This is a genomic window from Streptomyces sp. NPDC059373 (genome assembly GCF_042751495.1).
Lineage (GTDB): Bacteria > Actinomycetota > Actinomycetes > Streptomycetales > Streptomycetaceae > Actinacidiphila.
The window spans coordinates 15,067-32,442 of the sequence record NZ_JBHYXC010000019.1; the positions used below are offsets into that span (position 1 = coordinate 15,067).

Sequence of the window (17,376 nt, forward strand, 5' to 3'; positions counted from 1 at the left end):
CTTCTGGTTCGCTTCTCCGCCCGCTCACAGCAGGAACCCCGACGCGCTGACCGATTCGTCGGAGTTGACGAGGCGGACGACCTTGAGGGCGATCCGCGGCTCGTCACCGTCGAAGACGATCCGGTGGGTCAGGTCCGCCCCGAGGACGAAGGTCTGCTCGCGCTTGTGGCCGACCAGTACCTGCGCGGAGCTCAGCTCGACGGACTGCTCGTCGGCATGGACGACCACGAACCGGGAGACGGTCCGCACCGTCCGGGCCGCCGCCACCGCGGAGATCGAGTAGCCGGTGACCAGCCGCTCGATCCGCATCCGGCGCATCCGGTCGTCGTCGTAGACCATGTTCAGGCCGGCCTCGAAGTCCTTTGCCTCGGGGTCGATCGGGATCACGTACCTGCCGTCGGGGGCCCACAGGCGGTCCCACTCCTGGTACTCCTTGTTGTCCAGGAGCCGGGCCTCGCGCCACACCAGTTCGACGGCAGCGCTCGCGCGGGGGTCGCCGAGGTTCAGTACGGTCTGCTCACTCAGCATCGGTCATCATCCTCTTCCACATCGCGTACGCCTCGCGCATGCCGGTCTCGTCGGTCGAGTGGGCGGTCCGGTCGCCGTTGTCGGCCTCAACCTCGCGCCCGAGGCCACGGTTGACCAGGATGGGGAGGTCCGGGCCGCCGGTGGCGCCGCGCTGCACCCGGTCCCAGGCCTCCGAGTCGTCGGGGCTGCCGAAGCCGAAGGGGCCCTGGAAGTGCTCGTGGATGCGCAGGCGCTCGCGGTTGACGATCTCCGGGCCGCCCTCGAGCCCGAGCGCCAGGTGCCGGACTTCCGTCTCGGTGACCGAGAGCGGGCGCAGGACGCGGAAGAAGGAGCTGGACATCGCGACGTTCGGGAACAGGTTCAGGTTGAACCCGGTGCCGTGCATGGCCCGGACGATGCGCCGTACCTTCGCGGGGTCGAACTCGCGGGACAGCTCGTCGATGATGTGGCTGAACCGTTCCTGCAGCGGCTCCGTGCCGTCGTCCTCGTCCAGATCAACGTGCGCGGGCGTCATGATCATGACGCTGTGGCCGTTGCCCAGAGAATGGGTGACCGCCTTCTCGTCGGTCATGAAGGAGAGCATGCCCGCCGTCTCGGCGTCGACCGAGGACATCCACGACCGGTGCACGATCGGGAAGTGGTAGCCGTCGGTGGTGTTCTCCAGCTGAATCTTCCAGTTGCCCCTGAACCGGAACTTGTGCTCGCCCTGGACCTTGATCGGGTAGCCCGCGCCCTGCTTCATGAAGCGGTCGATCCACACCCGCGCCCCGCCGAGGAAGTCCTCCAGAGGCTCGACGTCCGGGTTGAAGCTGGCGAAGATCATGCCGCCGTAGACGCCCACCTTGAGGCGCTGGAGGCCGAGATCCTTCTTCTCCAGCACGTCCTCGTAGCCGTCGGGGTACGGGATGCCGCGCAGCTTGCCGTCCAGTGCGTAGGACCAGGCGTGGTACGGGCAGGTGAAGCCGTTGCCGTTGCCCTTCGGGGTCTCGCAGAGGCTCGCGCCCCGGTGGCGGCAGCGGTTCAGCATCACGTTGATGCCGCCGCGGCGGTCCCGGGTGACGATGACCGGCTGCCGGCCGACGTACGCGGTCCGGAAGTCGCCCGCGGAGCGCAGTTCGCTCTCGTGCGCCACCCACACCCAGGTGCTGTTGAAGATCCGGTCCATCTCCAGCTCGAACAGGGCCGGATCGGTGTACAGGGCGGACGAGACCCGGTCGCCTTGGGCGAGGCCCTCGATGGTGTTGCCGGTCACTGTGCGGACCCCCCTACGCTCACCGGGGTGGTCAGCGGGCGGCCGACGCGGGCCTCGATCGCGGCGTAACGCCACAGCGAGTACTCGCCGACGGATGTCGTACGGAAGAGGTTGCAGGCCGCGGCGACCGTCTGCTGGTCGGCGACGTCGGCCAGGATGTAGCACGTCCAGGGCCAGGAGGCGGAGGGGCCGACCATGTGCTGGTCGTCGTCGATGTCGCCGAGGACGTTGACGCCGGGGAGCGCGGCGAGCTCGTCCATCATGCCGGAGAAGGCTTTCCACACCGCGCCGCCCTGGCCGGTGGGGAGGTCGAAGAAGTTCTGGTTGATGCCTATGCAGAACAGGACGCGCAGCGGCGTTGTGGGCTCGGACATGTCGTTCCCTTCGGTCGGTGGTCGGGGGGTGCGGGTGCGGAACAGCTGCCCACGGCCTGGGCTTACACGTAGCCGGGGAAGGGCTTCACGCCCATCAGGACCGACCCGGCGCCGTCGTACATGCCCTCGGTGAGGAAGGCGTGCTGCGGGACCACGGACGCGTCCCGCAGGTAGCGCTGCAGGGGGTGGTCCGTGTGGATGGCGGCGGTGCCGGAGAGGTTGTAGGCGGTGCGGACAACCTCGAAGCCAACCTTCGCCACGTGGGTGGCGGCCAGCCGCAGGAGGCTGGTCTGCTCGGCGGTGGCGGGCTCGCCGCCGGACACCGCCTCGTACACCTCGTCGGTCGCCTCGTAGAAGAAGGCGCGGGCGGAACGCAGTTCGGCCTCCGCCTTGGCGACGGCGATCCGGTAGTAGGCGCGGTCGGCGAGCTTGGGCGCGCCGGTGATTCCGGCCCGGCCGCTGCCGACGCCGATGACGTGGTCGAGCGCCGCACGGGCGATGCCCAGGTTGACCACGGCCAGTACCTGTGCGGCGTAGGCGATGCCCGGGTAGCGGTAGAGCGGCTCGTCCACGAGCGGGGCGCCGCCGCGTACGAACGTCCACTCCTCGGGGACGACGGCGCCGTCCACCTTCAGGTCGTGGCTGCCGGTGCCCTGCATGCCGACCACGTCCCAGTTCTCGACGATCTCGACCTGGTCGGGGCGGAGTACGGCGGTGCGCGGCTTGCCTGATGACGCGTCACCCACGCCGATGCCCACGCCGAGCACGTCGGCGCCCCTGCAGCCGCTGGAGAACTTCCAGTGCCCCGTCACCTTGAAGCCGCCGTCCACCCGCTCGGCGGGCTGGAGCGGGAACAGGCCGCCTGCGAAGACCACATCGGGCCCGTCGGCGTACAGCTTCTTCTGGGTGTCCAGTGGCAGGGCCGAGAGGTAGATCCCGGAGAAGCCGAAGCTGGCGACCCAGCCGGCGGACCCGTCGACTTCGGAGATCCGCTCGATCATCCGCAGGAAGGCGCCGGGCGGAAGGGCGTCCCCGCCGAACCGCTTCGGGGTCGTGGCGCGGTAGACGCCGATCTGCCGGAATTCATCGATCATGTCGCGCGGCACATGGCGTTTCGCGGTGAATTCCGCGCGCCGCCGGGCCACGTTCGCGAGCACGTCCTCGAACGATCCCTCAGTGTCCGCAGATGGTTCGAGCGTTCGCGTCATGGGGCATCTCCTTGTTGGTTACTCCACGTCAACGCTATTCTTCGTTCCGAACCACCCGCAATTGGGATTCAGGGGAACTCCTCTCCGGTAAATACCTACCGGCGTAAGGAATCCTTTACGGCCTCGGTTCGTCGTCGGAGACGATCGGGAGGGCGAAGGAGAAGACGGCACCCTGCGGTTCGTTCTCGGCTGCGCTGATGCGGCCCTGGTGCCGGGTGATGATGCGGTGACTGAGCGCCAGGCCGATACCGCTGCCGTTCTCCTTCGAGGTGAACACACCGTCGAAGATCCGGTCGCCGGGCATCGCGCTCAGGCCCTGGCCGTGGTCGCGGACGGTGAGTTCGGCATATCCGTCCTCCGACCGCCGCGTGATCAGCTCGATCCTGCGCTGCGGCTGCGGCCAGCGGGACATCTCGTCGATCGCGTTGAAGGCGAGATTCATGACGACCTGGCCGATGAGGACATTCTCGCAGCGCACCGGCAGCGCCTCGCCGGACAGTGCGAACGACAGGCCCACGGAGAGCTGGTTGGCCCGAAGTTCGACGAAGTACGCGCAGTCCGCGACGATGGTGTTGAGGTCGGTCAGCTGCTCGGAGTGCTCGAGCCGCCCCACGTACTGCCGCAGGCTCGTGAGAATCCGGGCCGCCCGGTCGATCTGGCGCTTGGCGTTGTCCAGTCCCCAGGCCACCGACTCGCTGTCGGCCGTGCCGGTTCCGAGCCGGCTCCGTGCGCCCTCGACGAAGTTGTTGGCGGCGGCCAGCGGCTGGCTGACCTCGTGCGCGATGGCCATCGCCATGTCCCCCATGGCGTTGTATCTCGCCAGGTGGTTGAGGTGCTCGGTGTCCCTGCGGTGCTCCTCCTCGGCACGCACCCGGTCGGTGATGTCGTAGAACAGCAGCAGATGGCCGCGCAGGTCGCTCTCGATCTCGATGTACTGGCAGGTGAGGGCGTACCAGCGGGGTACGTTGCCGGGCGCGCCCAGCCGGTATCTGCCCTCCTCGGCGGGGATGACCGCGTCACCGCAGTAGTCCGCGAAGTCGGCTCCCTGCAGTTCGGACACGGGAACGCCGAGCAGCTTGGCGGCGGACTCGCTGGCGAAGTCCACCCCGCCCTGCTCATCCAGGACGACGATGCCCTCGGCCAGATTACTCAGGAAGGTGCTCAGTCTGCCCTCGGTGCGGACGAGGTCGCGCTGGACGGCCTTCTCCTCCGCGATATCCCGGAACTGGACCATGATGATCGGGCGGGAGGGCAGATCCACCCGGATCGCGATGGCCTCGGTCAGGATCTCCTCACCACTTTTCGACCGGTAGCACCATTCGGTGGCATTCACTCCGTGATCCACTGCCCGCCGCAGCCAACGCTGGCCGAATTCACGGCTGTACTGCTGGGCGTTCTTGCTCATGTCCGGCGCCTTGAGCGGTTTCAGCTCGTCGACCGTCCACTCCAGCACTTCGCAGGCCGCTCTGTTGGCCCAGATGATGTCGTAGGTTTTGGCGTCGTGCAGCAGGACACAGTATTTCAGGGCCTGCACCAGCGCCTTGTAGTCCGTCAATTCGAGATCCGCCAACGGAGTTCCTCCGCTCTCATCGGGCAGCCGGCAGCCGCAGGCCCAGTTGGAGTACGTCGCGGACCAGGGTGGCGATGCTGTCCGCCCCGGTCTTCTCCCGGATGCGGGTGCGGTGTACGTCGACGGTCTTCACGCTGATGCCGAGCCGGCCGGCGATCTGTTTGCTGGGCACACCGTCCAGGACCAGGCGCAGGACCTCCAACTCGCGGGAGGTCAGGCTGTCCAGACGGGCGAGCAGCTCGCGCTGCCGGCCTGCCAGGGCGAATCGTTCCCGCGCGGTCAGCATCGCCGCCTGGACGACGTCGAGCATGTGTTGGGGGTCGTACGGCTTCTCCAGGAAGTCCACGGCCCCGTTCTGCAGGGCCCGTACCGACATCCGGATGTCGCCATGGGCGGAGACGAACACGACCGGCATGGCCGATCCGGCCCGGTTCAGCTTCTCCTGCACACCGAAGCCGCTGATCTCGGCCATCCGCACGTCCAGCACGAGGCAGGCGGGCTGCGACTGGTCGTAGGACTCCAGAAAGGATGTGGCGTCGGAGAAGCAGCGCGAGCGGATGTTCACCGACTCCAGCAGCCAGGCGAGGGATTCGCACAGCTCCCGGTCGTCGTCCAGGATATAGACGACGGTGCCGCTCTCCATCTCAGCCGTCCCAGGCAGCGTCGGCGGTCCAGTACTCGCTGCCGTCGGCGCTGATCCCGTGTTGCCACGTACCTGTCCGCCGCAGCTTCGGTTCGGCCTGCGCTGTCGCCGCGTCGGCGCCGTCCGGACCGTCCTCCGCCACCTGCCAGTGGACCCAGTTGACTTCTTTTCCGCCACTGTCGTGAACGAAGAGGTCCACATGGTGCCAGCCGTAGTTGTGGGTGTCGGCGTAGCAGGTGAGGAACATCGTCCTACCGTCCGTGTCGCTCATCGCTCTCCCATCGCGGCCGGCCCGAGCGGCGCGCAGAACAGCCGCTGCGTGCGGAATGTCGATATCCGTGCTTCCTCCGGTCCGAGCCGGAAGGTGACGTCCAGTCGGGCCACCATGATCTCCTCGGCGCCCGACTCGTACCGCGACAGCTGCTGCATCAGCCAACTGCCCTGCGCGGTGCCGTCCGTGACGTCGACCGTTCCGGGGAAGAGCAGGTGAACGTTGGTCCGGAAGTGGGGGTTCGGCGGCAGGTACTCCGCCAGCATCCCGGCGATCGCCGCCCGCCCCTCGGTACGGCCGAACTTCGCGGTGTAGTCCTGGCCGAGCCCTTCCCAGACCGCGTCCTCGGTGAACACATCGGCCACCGCGCCCTGCACGTCCGGGGGCACCGGGACGTCGCACAGGCGCAGATAGCGGGTCAGGGTCTGCTCGGCGCGGCGGCGTGAATCCGTTGAATCCGGCACTGTGGTCATCCTGCCTCGGCCTGGGCGCGCTGGAGTGCCCGGCGCTCCGCCCGGCGCTCCGCCTGGCGGTCGGGGTCGGGCACCGGCGCCGCGAGGAGCAGCCGCTTGGTGTAGGGGTGATCGGGGTTCTCGGTGACCTTGGCGGCGTCGCCCGTCTCCACGATCTCGCCCCGGTAGAGCACCGCGACGCGGTGGCTGATGTGCCGTACGACGGAAAGGTCGTGGGTGACGAACAGATACGCCACTCCGGTCGCTTCCTGGATCTCCACGAACAGGTCGAGCACGCGGGCCTGGGTGGACAGGTCGAGGGCGCTCACCGGCTCGTCGCAGACGATGACCTTGGGGTCACGGCACAGGGCTCGGGCGATGGCGATGCGCTGCCGCTGGCCGCCGGAGAACTCCCTCGGCAGCCGTCGCGCCGCGTCGAGCGGGAGGTACACCTGGTCGAGCAGGCCCTGGACCCGGCGCTCGGCGTCCGCGCGGGAGACTCCGGTGACCAGCAGCGGCTCGGTCAGGATGTCCATGACCGTCATGGCCGGGTTCAGTGAGGTGAAGGGGTCCTGGAAGACGACCTGGATGTCCTTGCTGAGGGCACGCCGCTCCCGCTTGCCGAGTCCGGAGACGGTCCTGCCCTGGTAGCGGATCTCGCCGCCGGTGACCGGGGCGAGGCCGAGGACAGCACGTCCGAGGGTCGTCTTGCCGGAGCCGGACTCCCCCACCAGTCCCAGCGTCTCTCCGGGGGCGATGGACAGCGACACTCCGTGCAGTACCCGGAAGGGCTTCTTACCTCGGCCCTTGCCGGGATACTCCACGACGACTTCGTCAAGTTCGAGCAGAGGTCGGGTCGGCGGGGTCATCACATTCCCTCCCTGAGGGCAGTCCCGGCGGGGGTCATCGCGCAGGCCGTCTTCAGCGGGCCACGTGCCTTCCCGCCCTCGAGCGTCGAGCCCAGCAGCATCCGGGTGTAGGGGTGTTCGGGGGCGGTGAAGATCTGCCGCACGGGCGCCACCTCCACTATGCGTCCGGTCTGCATGACCGCGACCCGGTCGCAGATGTCCGCGACGACGCCGAAGTTGTGGGTCACCAGGATCATTCCCATCTCGCGCTCCTGCTGGAGCGAGCGCATCAGGTCGAGCACCTCGGCCTGGACCGTGACGTCCAGGGCGGTGGTCGGCTCGTCGGCGATCAGCAGTTGCGGGTCGCACGAGACGGCGCCGGCGATGAGGACGCGCTGCGCCATACCGCCCGAGATCTGGTGGGGGTACGACCGGAAGACCCGTTCCGGGTCGGGGATGCCCACCCGCTCCAGCAGCCCGAGCGCTTTCGCTTTGGCCTCCGCCTTCGACAGCCCCAGACAGCGGCGCATGGGCTCCACGAGCTGGGAGCCGATGAGGAAGCAGGGGTCCAGGTTGGACAGGGGTTCCTGCGGGATGTAACCGATCCGCCTGCCACGGAGTTTGTTCCAGGCGTCCTGGTTCATCTCCGTCAGGTCCCGTCCGTCGAAGACCAGCCTGCGGGCGCCGACGTTGGCGTCCGCCGGGAGCAGCCCGAGGAGGGAGAACGCCGTCTGGCTCTTGCCGGACCCGGACTCGCCGACCAGGCCGAGCACCTCACCGCGCCGCACACCGAGGTTGACTCCGTCCACCACGGTACGGTCGCCTTCGGGCCGGGGGTAGGAGACCCTGAGGTCCTCCAGCACCAGCAGGAACTGTCCGTCCTCCGCGTCCAGGGCGGTGGCGGCCGGGCTTGTGGCGAGCGGGCTTGTGGCGAGCGGGCGGACCTGCCGCTTCTTACGTGCCGGCCGGCGCGTGTCGTTCGGGCCCAGTGCGTCACGCAGCGAGTTGCCGAGCAGGCTCGACGCCAGGATCGTCACGATCATCGCGAGCCCCGGCCACACCAGCAGGCTCGGCGCCGTGTAGACGTTGGCGAAGGCATCGTTGAGCATCGCGCCCCAGCTGGCCTGGGAGGACTTCCCGAGGCCCAGGAACGCGAGACCGGCCTGGATGCCGATCGCCACCGCGAACATCTGGGTGGCCTGGATGATCGACGGCGCGACGACCACGGGCAGGACGTGCCTGCGCATGATGCGCGGGTCACCGAGCCCGGAGACCCGTGCCGCGTCGACGTAGAGTTCCTCGCGCACCGCCAGCACCGACGCGCGGATGAGGCGGAACACCATGGGCGCCATGACGACGCCGAGCACCGCCATGGCGACATTGAGGTCCTGGGAGACGACGGCCATGACGACCAGCATCACGAGGATGGCGGGAACGGCCATGATCACGTCGATCACCCAGCCGGCCACCGAGTCGAACCAGCCGCGGTAGAAGCCGCTGATCAGCCCGAGGGGGCCGCCGACCGCCAAGGCGACCAGCATCGCGATCGTCCCGCCGAGCAGGCTGGTCCGGCCGCCGTACAGCAGCCGGGACAGTACGTCACGTCCCACCCCGTCGCCGCCGAGGGGATGGGCCGACGACATGGGCGCCAGGGTGTCGTTCAGCGAGCTCCTGCCCGGCGAGTAGCTGGTGAGCAGCGGCGCGGCCAGGCTCGCGACGATCACCAGTGCCAGGGCCACGAGACATCCGAGGGCGACCGGATCGTGCAGCGTCCGGCGCAGGAGATGTTCACGCTTGTGCGGCAGCGCGGATGCGGCCGCCCCGGCGGCGGGGTCGCTGGGAAGCGTCTCGGTCATGAGACACGCACCTTCGGGTTGAGCCAGCCGTACGCGATGTCCAGCAGGAGATTGACTGTTACGACGACAACGACCGTCACGACGACCGTGCCGAGCAGGACGGGCTCGTCACCCTGGACGGCCGCCGAGTTCGCGAGTGTGCCGATGCCCGGCAGCCCGAACACCTTCTCCACGATCACGGCCCCGCCGATCAGTCCGATGAACTGCAGGGCGAGCACGGTCAGAGCGGGCGGCGCGGCGTTGCGCAGCGCGTGCTTGAAGACCACACTGCGCCGGCTGAGGCCCCTGCTGCGCAGCGTGCGGACGAAGTCGGCCCGGAGCACGTCGATCAGCGCGCCCCGAACCTGCATGGTCGTCGCCGCGGTGGCCGCGATCGCCAGCGACGCCGCGGGCAGGATGATCGAGCGCAGCCATCCGGTGCCGGAGTCACCGAGCGCGACGTACCCGGTCGCGGGCAGCAGCCGCAGTTGCACCGCCAGGGTCACCGCGAGCAGCAGGGCGATCAGGAAGCTGGGGACCGCGGTGCCGAGCACCGCGGCGAACTGGACGACGCGGTCGAGCCAGCCGCCCCGCAGCGCGGCGGCGGCGCCGAGCGCGACGCTGAGGATCACGGAGATCACCAGCCCGGCGAGTACGACGGACAGCGTGACCGGAAGGGTCTGCGACAGGGACTGGCCCACCGAATTGCCGGTGAACCAGGACTGCCCGAAGTCGCCCTGCACAGCGTGGCCGAGCCAGTGCCCGTATCTCACCGCGGCAGGCTCATCGAGTCCGAGCTCGTGCGTCTTGGCGGCCACCTGCGCCTGGGTGGCGGTTTGTCCGACGATGTTCCGTGCCACGTCGGTGCCGGTCAGGCTCAGTAGCCCGAACACACCGGTGGCCACCACGAAGACCAGCACGACACCGGCGACGAGGCGCCGCAACAAGAACACAACCATTGGTTCCTCCTTCGCCGCGTCCTAACGCGGTCACGGGGTGGGGCCGGCCCGGTGGCGGGCGGGCCGGCCCCACCTCCGGTCGCTACTGCGCCGGCTTGTAGTTGTAGATCGGCGGGTATCCGAAGCCGGGCTGCGCCGTCACCTTGACGTCACTGCTGGACGCGTAGGCGTTCGCGATGAGGTTCAGCGGGGCGTTCCAGGCCTGGTCGACGATGTAGGTGTTGAGCTGCTTGAGCAGCGCGGGCTGCTTGGACACGCTCGCCGACTTGATCTGCGAGACCAGGGAGTCGACCTTGGGATCGTCGTACTTGAAGGGATTCCACGTCGAGTTCTTGAGCATCTCGATCGAGACCTTGTCCCAGCCCGAGGGCGCTCCCAGCTTGAAGTAGGACATGGCGTACTTGCCGGCCAGCAGGCTGGTGAAGATCTGGTCGCTGGGGAGGTTCTGGAGCTTGACCTTGATCCCGATGTCCGCCAGTGACTGGTCGATGGCGGCCTGTTCCTTCGGGAAGAGCGAGGAGAAGTCCGGCATGGTGACCGAGAAGCCGTTCGGGTAGCCGGCCTCGGCCAGCAACTGCTTGGCCTTCGCGGGGTCGTAGGGGTACTTGCTGTCGAGCGACTTGTCATAGCCCTCGTCGCTGGTGCCGAAGAGCTGGGTCGTCGCGCCGCCGAGCCCGAGCTTCGCCGTCTTGATGATCGCCTGCCGGTCGATGGCGTAGTTGAGCGCTTGACGGACCTTGAGCTTCCCCAGCGCGGGGACCTTGGTGCCGCCGCGGTCCCAGATGTAGAGACCCTCGATGTCACCGGGCTGGTAGGTGATGACGTTCATGCCACGCGACTTGACCGTGCTCATCCGCGAGGCGTCCACCGTCGAGCCGTTGATCTGCCCCGAGAGCAGGGCGTTGGTGCGTGCCGTGGGATCGGGCAGGTACTTGATGACGATCTTGTCGTACGGGAAGGCCTTGGAATTCCAGTAGTCGGCGTTGCGGGTGTAGGTGTACTGCGTGCCCGCTGTGGTGCCCGCGGTGTCGAGCTTGTACGGGCCCGAGCCCACCGGCGTCTTCGGGTTGTTCAGCGCCTTGAGGCTGGCGATCATGCCGGAGGCCTGGCCCAGTGCCGGGAGCAGGGACGAACTGGGGCCGTCGAGCTTGAGCGCGACCGTGCTGGTGTCCACGGCCTCGACGCTCTTGACGTCGACGAGTTCGGTGGCCGCCGTGTTGGAGCCACCCTTGACGCGCAGCAGGCTCGCCTTGACCGCCGCCGCGTCGACCGGGGTGCCGTCGGTGAACTTCACTCCGGTGCGGAGCTTCAGGGTCAACGTGGTCTGGGCGGAGTCGTACTTCCACGACGTCGCCAGGTTCGGGGTGACCTTGCCCTGTGGGTTCACCCGTACAAGGGTGTCGTACACCGGCTGGTCGTACGTCGCCTCGTTTCCTATGCCGAGCTTCGAGAGGTCCCACGGCAGGGACACGACCGATGTCCCGAGGGTCAGGGTCTTGTTACTGGCCCCGGTCGATGTCCCCCCGCCGCCGCAGCCCGCAATACCGAGCGTCATAATTCCGGCGCCCACGAGCGCCACCGTCTTGCGCATTATGTCTCCAAATGTTCAATTCGCCGTTTCTCCTTCTGCATCCCCCTGTTGTCCCACTACGGCCGCATACGGCCGTTTCTACGCATACTTGGCGGCCCACTCCCCGCACTGTCGTACGCTCTCTTCCGGTGTCTCCTGCGCTCCCCGGTCCACCTCTATGATCAACCAGCCGTCGAAATCGTCCGGAAGCGCCCCGACGAAGGCATCGACGTCGGCGTTTCCGTGGCCCGGCTCCGCCCACAGTCCGGCCCGGACGGTCTTGCGGTAGTCCCAGTCCTCGCGCTTGGCCTGTGCGGCGATCCCGAGGTCGAGGTCCTTGATGTGGACGCCGGCCACCCGGTCGGCGTAGTCGCGGACGAGCTGTACGGCGTCGGCGCCGGCCCAGGCCAGGTGTCCCATGTCCGGTCCGAAGCCGAGGACCGAGGCGTCGACGGTGTCCAGGACGAAGCGGGTCTCCTCCTCCGTCTCGGCCCAGGTGCCCACATGCGGGTGGAACGCGGGGGTGATGCCTCCGGCCCGGAAGATCCCGGCGATCTCCGCCAGCAGGTCGCGTACCTGCTCCAGCCGGTCCGGCCGGGCGTCGTGGCCGACTCCGGGGTGGGTCACGCGGGTCGCGTCCTTGGCCATGCCCATGGCGAGGAAGGCAGTGGGCACCCCGAGCACCGCGTGCTCCTCGGCGATGCGGGCCGCGACCTCCCTGAACTGCCGGTTCTCGGCCTCGTCGGCGGTGAGCCGAACGGGCATGTAGCCCGGTGCGGGGCGCAGGTCATGCTCGGTCAGCAGCGCGGCGTAGTCCTGCGCCGCCATGCCGGCCGGGACGGCGCTGTGCACAGCGCCGATACCTGCGGCACGGATGGCGGCGAACTGCTGCGCCAGGGGCGGGGCGAGGGAGGGATCGATCCACCCCTCGGCACTCGCGACCCACTGGAGGGGGTTGATGGCGACGCGGTCCTGCCTGATCTTCACGTCTGGTCCTTTCCGGGGAAGTCAGAGGGAGTTGCGCGGCTGGGGGCGTTCACAGGTGCTCTCCAGCTGGATGAAACGGCCTTCCTCCTGGGAGGTGTCGAAGCTGGTCAGCACCTCGAGGGTGTGGAAGGCGAACTCGGGATTGGCGCGGTGCGGGCCGCCGCCGATCGCGCCGACGAGGTCCTGCACTCCCAGGCCCCGGCGGTGCTGCTCCGGCGAGTCCACGGCGCCGAACAGGCCGACCACCGGGGAGAGCACCTCCCACTCGCTGTCGTTGTGGCGCTTGACCCGCACGTTCCCGTCGAAGAAGTTCGGGTTCGGCAGGGCGAGCGTGCCTTCCGTGCCGTAGATCTCGATCCGGGGCAGCTCGGTGTCCCACACTTCGGCGCTCATGAGGACGGTGCCGATCGCACCGGAGGCGAAGGTCAGCACCGCCGAGGCATGGGTGGAGACCTCGACGTCGATCTCGTCCACCACGCGGTTCGGGCTGGTGACCGTGCGCTTGGGGGCGCCGATGCTGGTGGCGGCGGCGACGCTGCGGACCGGACCGAGGCAGTTGACGAGTGCGGCCACGTAGTAGGGGCCCATGTCCAGCACCGGTCCGGCGCCCGGCTGGAAGAGGGCCCGGGGGTCCGGGTGCCAGGTCTCGGCCCGGGTGTGCCGGACGAACGCCGAAGCGCCGACGGGTACCCCGATCAGCCCGGCGTCGAGCGCGTGCCGCGCGGTCTGGATGGCGCTTCCCAGGAAGGTGTCAGGAGCCGATCCCAGCAGGCGCCCGGTACGCCGCGCGGCTTCCAGGACGGCCTTGCCGTCCTCGATGGTGGTCGCGAGCGGCTTCTCCGCGTACACGTGCTTGCCGGCCTCCAGCGCGGCGATGATCGTCGGCGCGTGGAACTGCGGGGGGGTGATGTTGATGATCACCTCGACGCTGTCGTCGCCGAGCAGTTCGGTGTCGTCCCCCCAGGCCGGGATGGAGTGGTCGGCCGCCGCCTGCTTGGCCCTGGCCGGGTCCACGTCGGCGACCCGGACCAGTTCCAGTTCGGGGAAGTTGCGAAGGCCCTCGACGTAGCGGCCGAAGATGTTGCCCGCCCCAAGGATTCCGATGCGGTGCCGCGTTTGGTCCTGACCCATTGATCTCCTGCACTCTCTTGCTTGTTTGCTTGGACGTCTCTGCTCGGACGTCTCTGCTCGGACGTCAGGCGACGGACGTCAGGCCACGATCAGCGGTCGCAGCGTCCGGTGAGCGATCTCCAGACCCGTCTTGACCTTCTGTTCGGTGCCGCTCCACACCGGGTCCTCGTGCTCGACGGAGAGCGTTCCGGTGAAGCCGTTCTCGTAGAGCGCGTCCACGACCGCGTTCCAGTCGACCTGGCCGCGGCCGGGTACGCGGTAGCGCCACCAGCCCATGTCCCACGGGTCGGTCCGCCGTGCCGCCTTGCCGAAGAAGCCGTACCGGTCGATCGCGCCGGACTGGATCTCCATGTCCTTGGCCTGGGCGTGCACGATGCGGTCGGCGTACGGCGCGATGGTCTTGACCGGGTCGATGCCGATCCAGGTGAGGTGGGAGGGGTCCCAGTTGAGGTAGAGCCCGAGCGAGAACATCCACTCCCACAGCTCGGGCGAGTAGGCGAGGTTGCCGGGGTAGCCGTCCGGGTGCCAGCCCTCCATCACGCAGTTCTCGATGATGACGGACACGCCGCGCTCTCCGGCGTACTCGACGATCTCGGGAAACACCTTCTCGCCCTCGGCGAGATTGTCGGCCACCGTGCGGTTCCAGTCCCGGCCGACAAAGGTGCCGACATAGCGGACGTCCAGTGCGGCGGCGGCGTCGATGACCGCCCTGAGGTGCGCGTGGATCTCCGCCCGGCGCCGGGGGTCGGGGTGCAGGTTGTTCTCGTAGTACGCCAGCGCCGAGAGCTCGAGGCGGTGGCGCTCGAACAGGGCTCTGGTCTCGTCGGCCACCTGGCCGTTGAACTCGCCGATCGGAAGGTGCGCGGCCTCGAAGTCACGGCCTCCGGTCCTCGGCCAGGCCGCGACCTCCAGGGCCTCGTAGCCCGCGTCGCCGGCCCATGCGGCGATCTGCTCCAGGGAGAGATCCGGCAGGCAGGCGGTGAGCATTCCCAGCTTCATACGATGGTCTCCTGAGAGGTGGCAGTTTCCACGTTCGTCCATGTGAGCGATGCGGCCGACCGCAGTACCGCTTCGACGAGCCCGGCCGAGCGGGCACCGTCGGCGCCCGTGGGCAGTCCCTCCGGAGCACCGCCGTCGATGGCGGCATAGGTGTCGGCGACGAAGGCGTTGAAGCAGTCGGCGTAGCCCTGGGCGTGCCCGGCGGGCAGCCGGGACAGCCGCCGTTGCTCGGGCGAGCCGTGATTCGGATCGCGTACGAGCACGCGTGCTCCGTCCTGGGCGCCCAGCCACGCGGTCTCGGGGTTCTCCTGGTCGAACACCGCGCTGCCGGAGGCACCGTCGAGTTCGAACCACAGCCGGTTCTTCCGGCCCGCGGACACCTGCGAGACGGTCAGGGTGCCGAGTACGCCGTCGGCGGTGCGCAGCAGCACCGTGGCCACGTCCTCGGTCCGGACCGGAACGCGCGGCACCGGGCCCTCACCGTCGGGGGCGCCCTGGCCGGCCGCCCCGAAGCTGGCCCCGGTGCCTGCGGGCCGGGTCGCGATGGTGGTACCGACCCGGGCCGTCACTTCGGTGAACCGGACTCCGGCGACCCATTCGACCAGATCGCACCAGTGCGACCCGATGTCCGCGAAGGCCCGCGAAGGTCCGCCCGCATCCGGGTCCACCCGCCACGAGACGGTGCTCTCGGAGAGCATCCAGTCCTGGAGGTAGCTGCCGTGGATGAGCTGCCAGGCTCCGAACTCGCCGTTGAGGCGGCGGTCGCGGATCTCGCGCACCAGCGGGTGGTAGCGGTAGACGAACGGGACCGCCAGCAGCAGTCCGGCCCGGTCGGCCAGCCGGTGCAGCCGTTCGGCGTCGGCCGCGGACGTGGCCAGCGGCTTCTCACAGATCACGTGCTTGCCGGCTGCCAGCGCGGCCTCGGTCTGCCGGACGTGGTGCGCGTTGGGCGTGCAGATGTGCACCACCTCGACGGTGTCGTCGGCGAGGACCGCCTCGAAGTCCGGATAGCGGGTGGGAACGTCCCACTCCTTGGCCACCCGAGCGCTGCGCTCCGGGGTCGAGGCCACCACCCCGCACAGCGTCCCTCCGGCGGCACGGACCGCTGCGGCGTGTACGGCACCGATCATTCCGGCCCCGACCACCACCGCTTGTGGCGAGCGACTCACGAGCACACCTCCGCCTCATCAGTCCGGCTACGGCCTGAACGCCGCGTTACGAACCACCATCGTTTAGTTCGAGCAAATGGCACAAGAGGACAAATTTAGTTTTCTTTCCGGCATAAAACCGACGGAATCTTGGGTTCCTCACCCGGTCCGCAACCACTGCGAGAACCGGCTTCCCCCATGGGAAGACCGCTGACCACGGACAACTCATAGCTCTCGGACCCGCTGGGGCGATCGACCTATGGGATGGTTGACGGACAGAAGAGCGCAGCATTAGGGTCTTTGGAATGCATAAAAGTGCTGGATATGTTGCCGGGGGAACTGCGCCATCCCCAGCGGTGCCCGTGGCGTTGCGCAAGGTGCTGGACCTCGTCGTCTCCGGCGAGGCGACCAGCCGCGCGGAGATCGCCCGGCGCAGCGGCCTCGCGCGCTCGACCGTGGGGCAGCAGGTGGACCATCTTCTCCACCGCGGCATCCTCCAGGAGCTCGAGGCCAGGGAGTCGGTCCGGGGACGCCCGCCCCGGATCCTGACGATCAGCCCCCGGGCCGGAACCATCGCCGTCGCCGATATCGACACCCTGTCGACCGAGGTCGCGATCGCCGACCTCACACACCGTGTGCTCGCCCACGAGACCCTGGACATCCAGGTCGACTCCGGGCCCGAGGCGGTACTGGACGCGGTGACCGAGCGGCTGCTGGAGCTGCTGGCGGAACACGGCCGCGATCCGGCCCGGATACGGGAAGTGGTGGTCGGCCTCCCCGGGCCGGTCGATTTCCAGCAGGGCTGCGCGGTACGTCCCACGGGTATGCCCGGCTGGGACGGCTACCCGGTGGCCGAGCGCCTGCGGGAGCGGTTCCTGGCCCCGGTCGTGGTGGACAACGACGTGAACCTCATGGCGCTCGGAGAGGCCAGCCAGGACACCGTCGACACGCCGCTGCTGTGCATCAAGATCGCCAGCGGCATCGGGGCCGGGATAATCACCGCCGACGGCGACGTCTACCGGGGGGCCGACGGAGCGGCCGGCGACATCGGCCACATCCGGGCGATCGGGGGCGGCGAGGTGTTGTGCAGCTGCGGCAATGTCGGCTGTGTGGGAGCGGTCGCCTCCCACCGGGCGCTCCTGCGCAGCCTCGGCATTCCGGAGGCGACAGCCGAGGACGCGCTGCACGGCGCCCACTCTCTCGCGCAGCTTGTCGCCAACAGCGATCCGCGCGCGCTGCACGCCCTGCGCCAGGCCGCAACCGAGATCGGTGAGGTGGTGGCGATGCTGGTCCACATGTTCAACCCCCGCACCCTTGTGCTCGGCGGCCCGCTCAGCGAGCTGCGGGACGACCTGCTCTCCGGGGTCCGCGCCGTGGTCTACCAGCGCGCGCTGCCGCTGGCCACCCGCAAACTCACCATCACCACCACCCAGCTCGGCACGAGCGCCGGCATCCACGGCGGTATCGCACTCGCCACCAGGGACATCTTCAGCACTCCCGGCCTGGCGCGGCTACTGGCCACCGAACAAGGGCAAAGTGCCGACCGCTGATCGGTCGGCACCACAGGATGACAGGCCGTTAGCGAGGCCCAGCGCAAGTCA

17 protein-coding genes are annotated in these 17,376 nt (G+C 68.7%); 1 reads left to right on the plus strand and 16 read right to left on the minus strand.

Annotated features, from left to right (window positions below; translation table 11 throughout):
- Positions 1-24 precede the first annotated feature (24 nt).
- The 16 genes from ACFXJ5_RS23970 to ACFXJ5_RS24045 all read right to left on the minus strand — a co-directional run bounded on the left by ACFXJ5_RS23970 (position 25) and on the right by ACFXJ5_RS24045 (position 15,796).
- Entirely contained in the window at positions 25-528 is a 504-nt protein-coding gene (locus tag ACFXJ5_RS23970) for an aromatic-ring-hydroxylating dioxygenase subunit beta (RefSeq protein ID WP_384634533.1), read from the minus strand.
- Positions 518-1,780, minus strand: coding sequence for a Rieske 2Fe-2S domain-containing protein (locus ACFXJ5_RS23975; RefSeq protein WP_384634536.1), 1,263 nt, complete (start codon positions 1,778-1,780; stop codon positions 518-520). Before ACFXJ5_RS23975 ends, ACFXJ5_RS23970 begins: the two co-directional genes overlap by 11 nt.
- A complete protein-coding gene (locus tag ACFXJ5_RS23980; RefSeq protein WP_384634539.1) occupies positions 1,777-2,154 on the minus strand; it encodes a hypothetical protein in 378 nt (125 codons plus the stop codon). Before ACFXJ5_RS23980 ends, ACFXJ5_RS23975 begins: the two co-directional genes overlap by 4 nt.
- Before the next feature lie 62 nt (positions 2,155-2,216).
- Positions 2,217-3,362: an acyl-CoA dehydrogenase family protein gene (locus ACFXJ5_RS23985; RefSeq protein ID WP_384634541.1), complete on the minus strand. Its 1,146-nt coding sequence runs from the start codon at positions 3,360-3,362 to the stop codon at positions 2,217-2,219.
- Between the two features lie 115 nt (positions 3,363-3,477).
- Complete coding sequence (locus ACFXJ5_RS23990; protein WP_384634544.1) at positions 3,478-4,932, minus strand: ATP-binding protein; 1,455 nt, start codon at positions 4,930-4,932, stop codon at positions 3,478-3,480.
- A gap of 16 nt (positions 4,933-4,948) precedes the next feature.
- Entirely contained in the window at positions 4,949-5,575 is a 627-nt protein-coding gene (locus ACFXJ5_RS23995; RefSeq protein WP_384634547.1) for a response regulator transcription factor, read from the minus strand.
- 1 nt (position 5,576) lies between these two features.
- Positions 5,577-5,846, minus strand: coding sequence for a hypothetical protein (locus tag ACFXJ5_RS24000; protein ID WP_384634550.1), 270 nt, complete (start codon positions 5,844-5,846; stop codon positions 5,577-5,579).
- The gene (locus ACFXJ5_RS24005) at positions 5,843-6,310 is read right to left on the minus strand and encodes a nuclear transport factor 2 family protein (protein ID WP_384634553.1); all 468 of its coding nucleotides are present in this window, start codon (positions 6,308-6,310) and stop codon (positions 5,843-5,845) included. Before ACFXJ5_RS24005 ends, ACFXJ5_RS24000 begins: the two co-directional genes overlap by 4 nt.
- A 5-nt stretch (positions 6,311-6,315) precedes the next feature.
- Positions 6,316-7,167, minus strand: coding sequence for an ATP-binding cassette domain-containing protein (locus tag ACFXJ5_RS24010; RefSeq protein WP_384634555.1), 852 nt, complete (start codon positions 7,165-7,167; stop codon positions 6,316-6,318).
- Complete coding sequence (locus tag ACFXJ5_RS24015) at positions 7,167-9,002, minus strand: dipeptide/oligopeptide/nickel ABC transporter permease/ATP-binding protein (protein ID WP_384634558.1); 1,836 nt, start codon at positions 9,000-9,002, stop codon at positions 7,167-7,169. The genes ACFXJ5_RS24010 and ACFXJ5_RS24015 overlap by 1 nt, the downstream gene beginning before the upstream one ends.
- Positions 8,999-9,940, minus strand: coding sequence for an ABC transporter permease (locus ACFXJ5_RS24020; protein WP_384634560.1), 942 nt, complete (start codon positions 9,938-9,940; stop codon positions 8,999-9,001). The genes ACFXJ5_RS24015 and ACFXJ5_RS24020 overlap by 4 nt, the downstream gene beginning before the upstream one ends.
- 82 nt (positions 9,941-10,022) lie before the next feature.
- Positions 10,023-11,531, minus strand: a complete 1,509-nt coding sequence (locus ACFXJ5_RS24025) for an ABC transporter substrate-binding protein (protein ID WP_384634563.1) — start codon at positions 11,529-11,531, stop codon at positions 10,023-10,025.
- A gap of 78 nt (positions 11,532-11,609) precedes the next feature.
- The gene (locus ACFXJ5_RS24030) at positions 11,610-12,497 is read right to left on the minus strand and encodes a sugar phosphate isomerase/epimerase family protein (RefSeq protein ID WP_384634566.1); all 888 of its coding nucleotides are present in this window, start codon (positions 12,495-12,497) and stop codon (positions 11,610-11,612) included.
- A gap of 21 nt (positions 12,498-12,518) precedes the next feature.
- Positions 12,519-13,628, minus strand: a complete 1,110-nt coding sequence (locus ACFXJ5_RS24035; protein WP_384634569.1) for a Gfo/Idh/MocA family protein — start codon at positions 13,626-13,628, stop codon at positions 12,519-12,521.
- Between the two features lie 78 nt (positions 13,629-13,706).
- Complete coding sequence (locus ACFXJ5_RS24040) at positions 13,707-14,627, minus strand: sugar phosphate isomerase/epimerase family protein (RefSeq protein WP_384634572.1); 921 nt, start codon at positions 14,625-14,627, stop codon at positions 13,707-13,709.
- A complete protein-coding gene (locus tag ACFXJ5_RS24045; RefSeq protein ID WP_384634575.1) occupies positions 14,624-15,796 on the minus strand; it encodes a Gfo/Idh/MocA family protein in 1,173 nt (390 codons plus the stop codon). Before ACFXJ5_RS24045 ends, ACFXJ5_RS24040 begins: the two co-directional genes overlap by 4 nt.
- Before the next feature lie 335 nt (positions 15,797-16,131).
- On the opposite strand from ACFXJ5_RS24045, the gene ACFXJ5_RS24050 reads away from it, so the two are divergent.
- Positions 16,132-17,325, plus strand: a complete 1,194-nt coding sequence (locus ACFXJ5_RS24050) for an ROK family protein (protein WP_384634578.1) — start codon at positions 16,132-16,134, stop codon at positions 17,323-17,325.
- Positions 17,326-17,376: the final 51 nt, after the last annotated feature.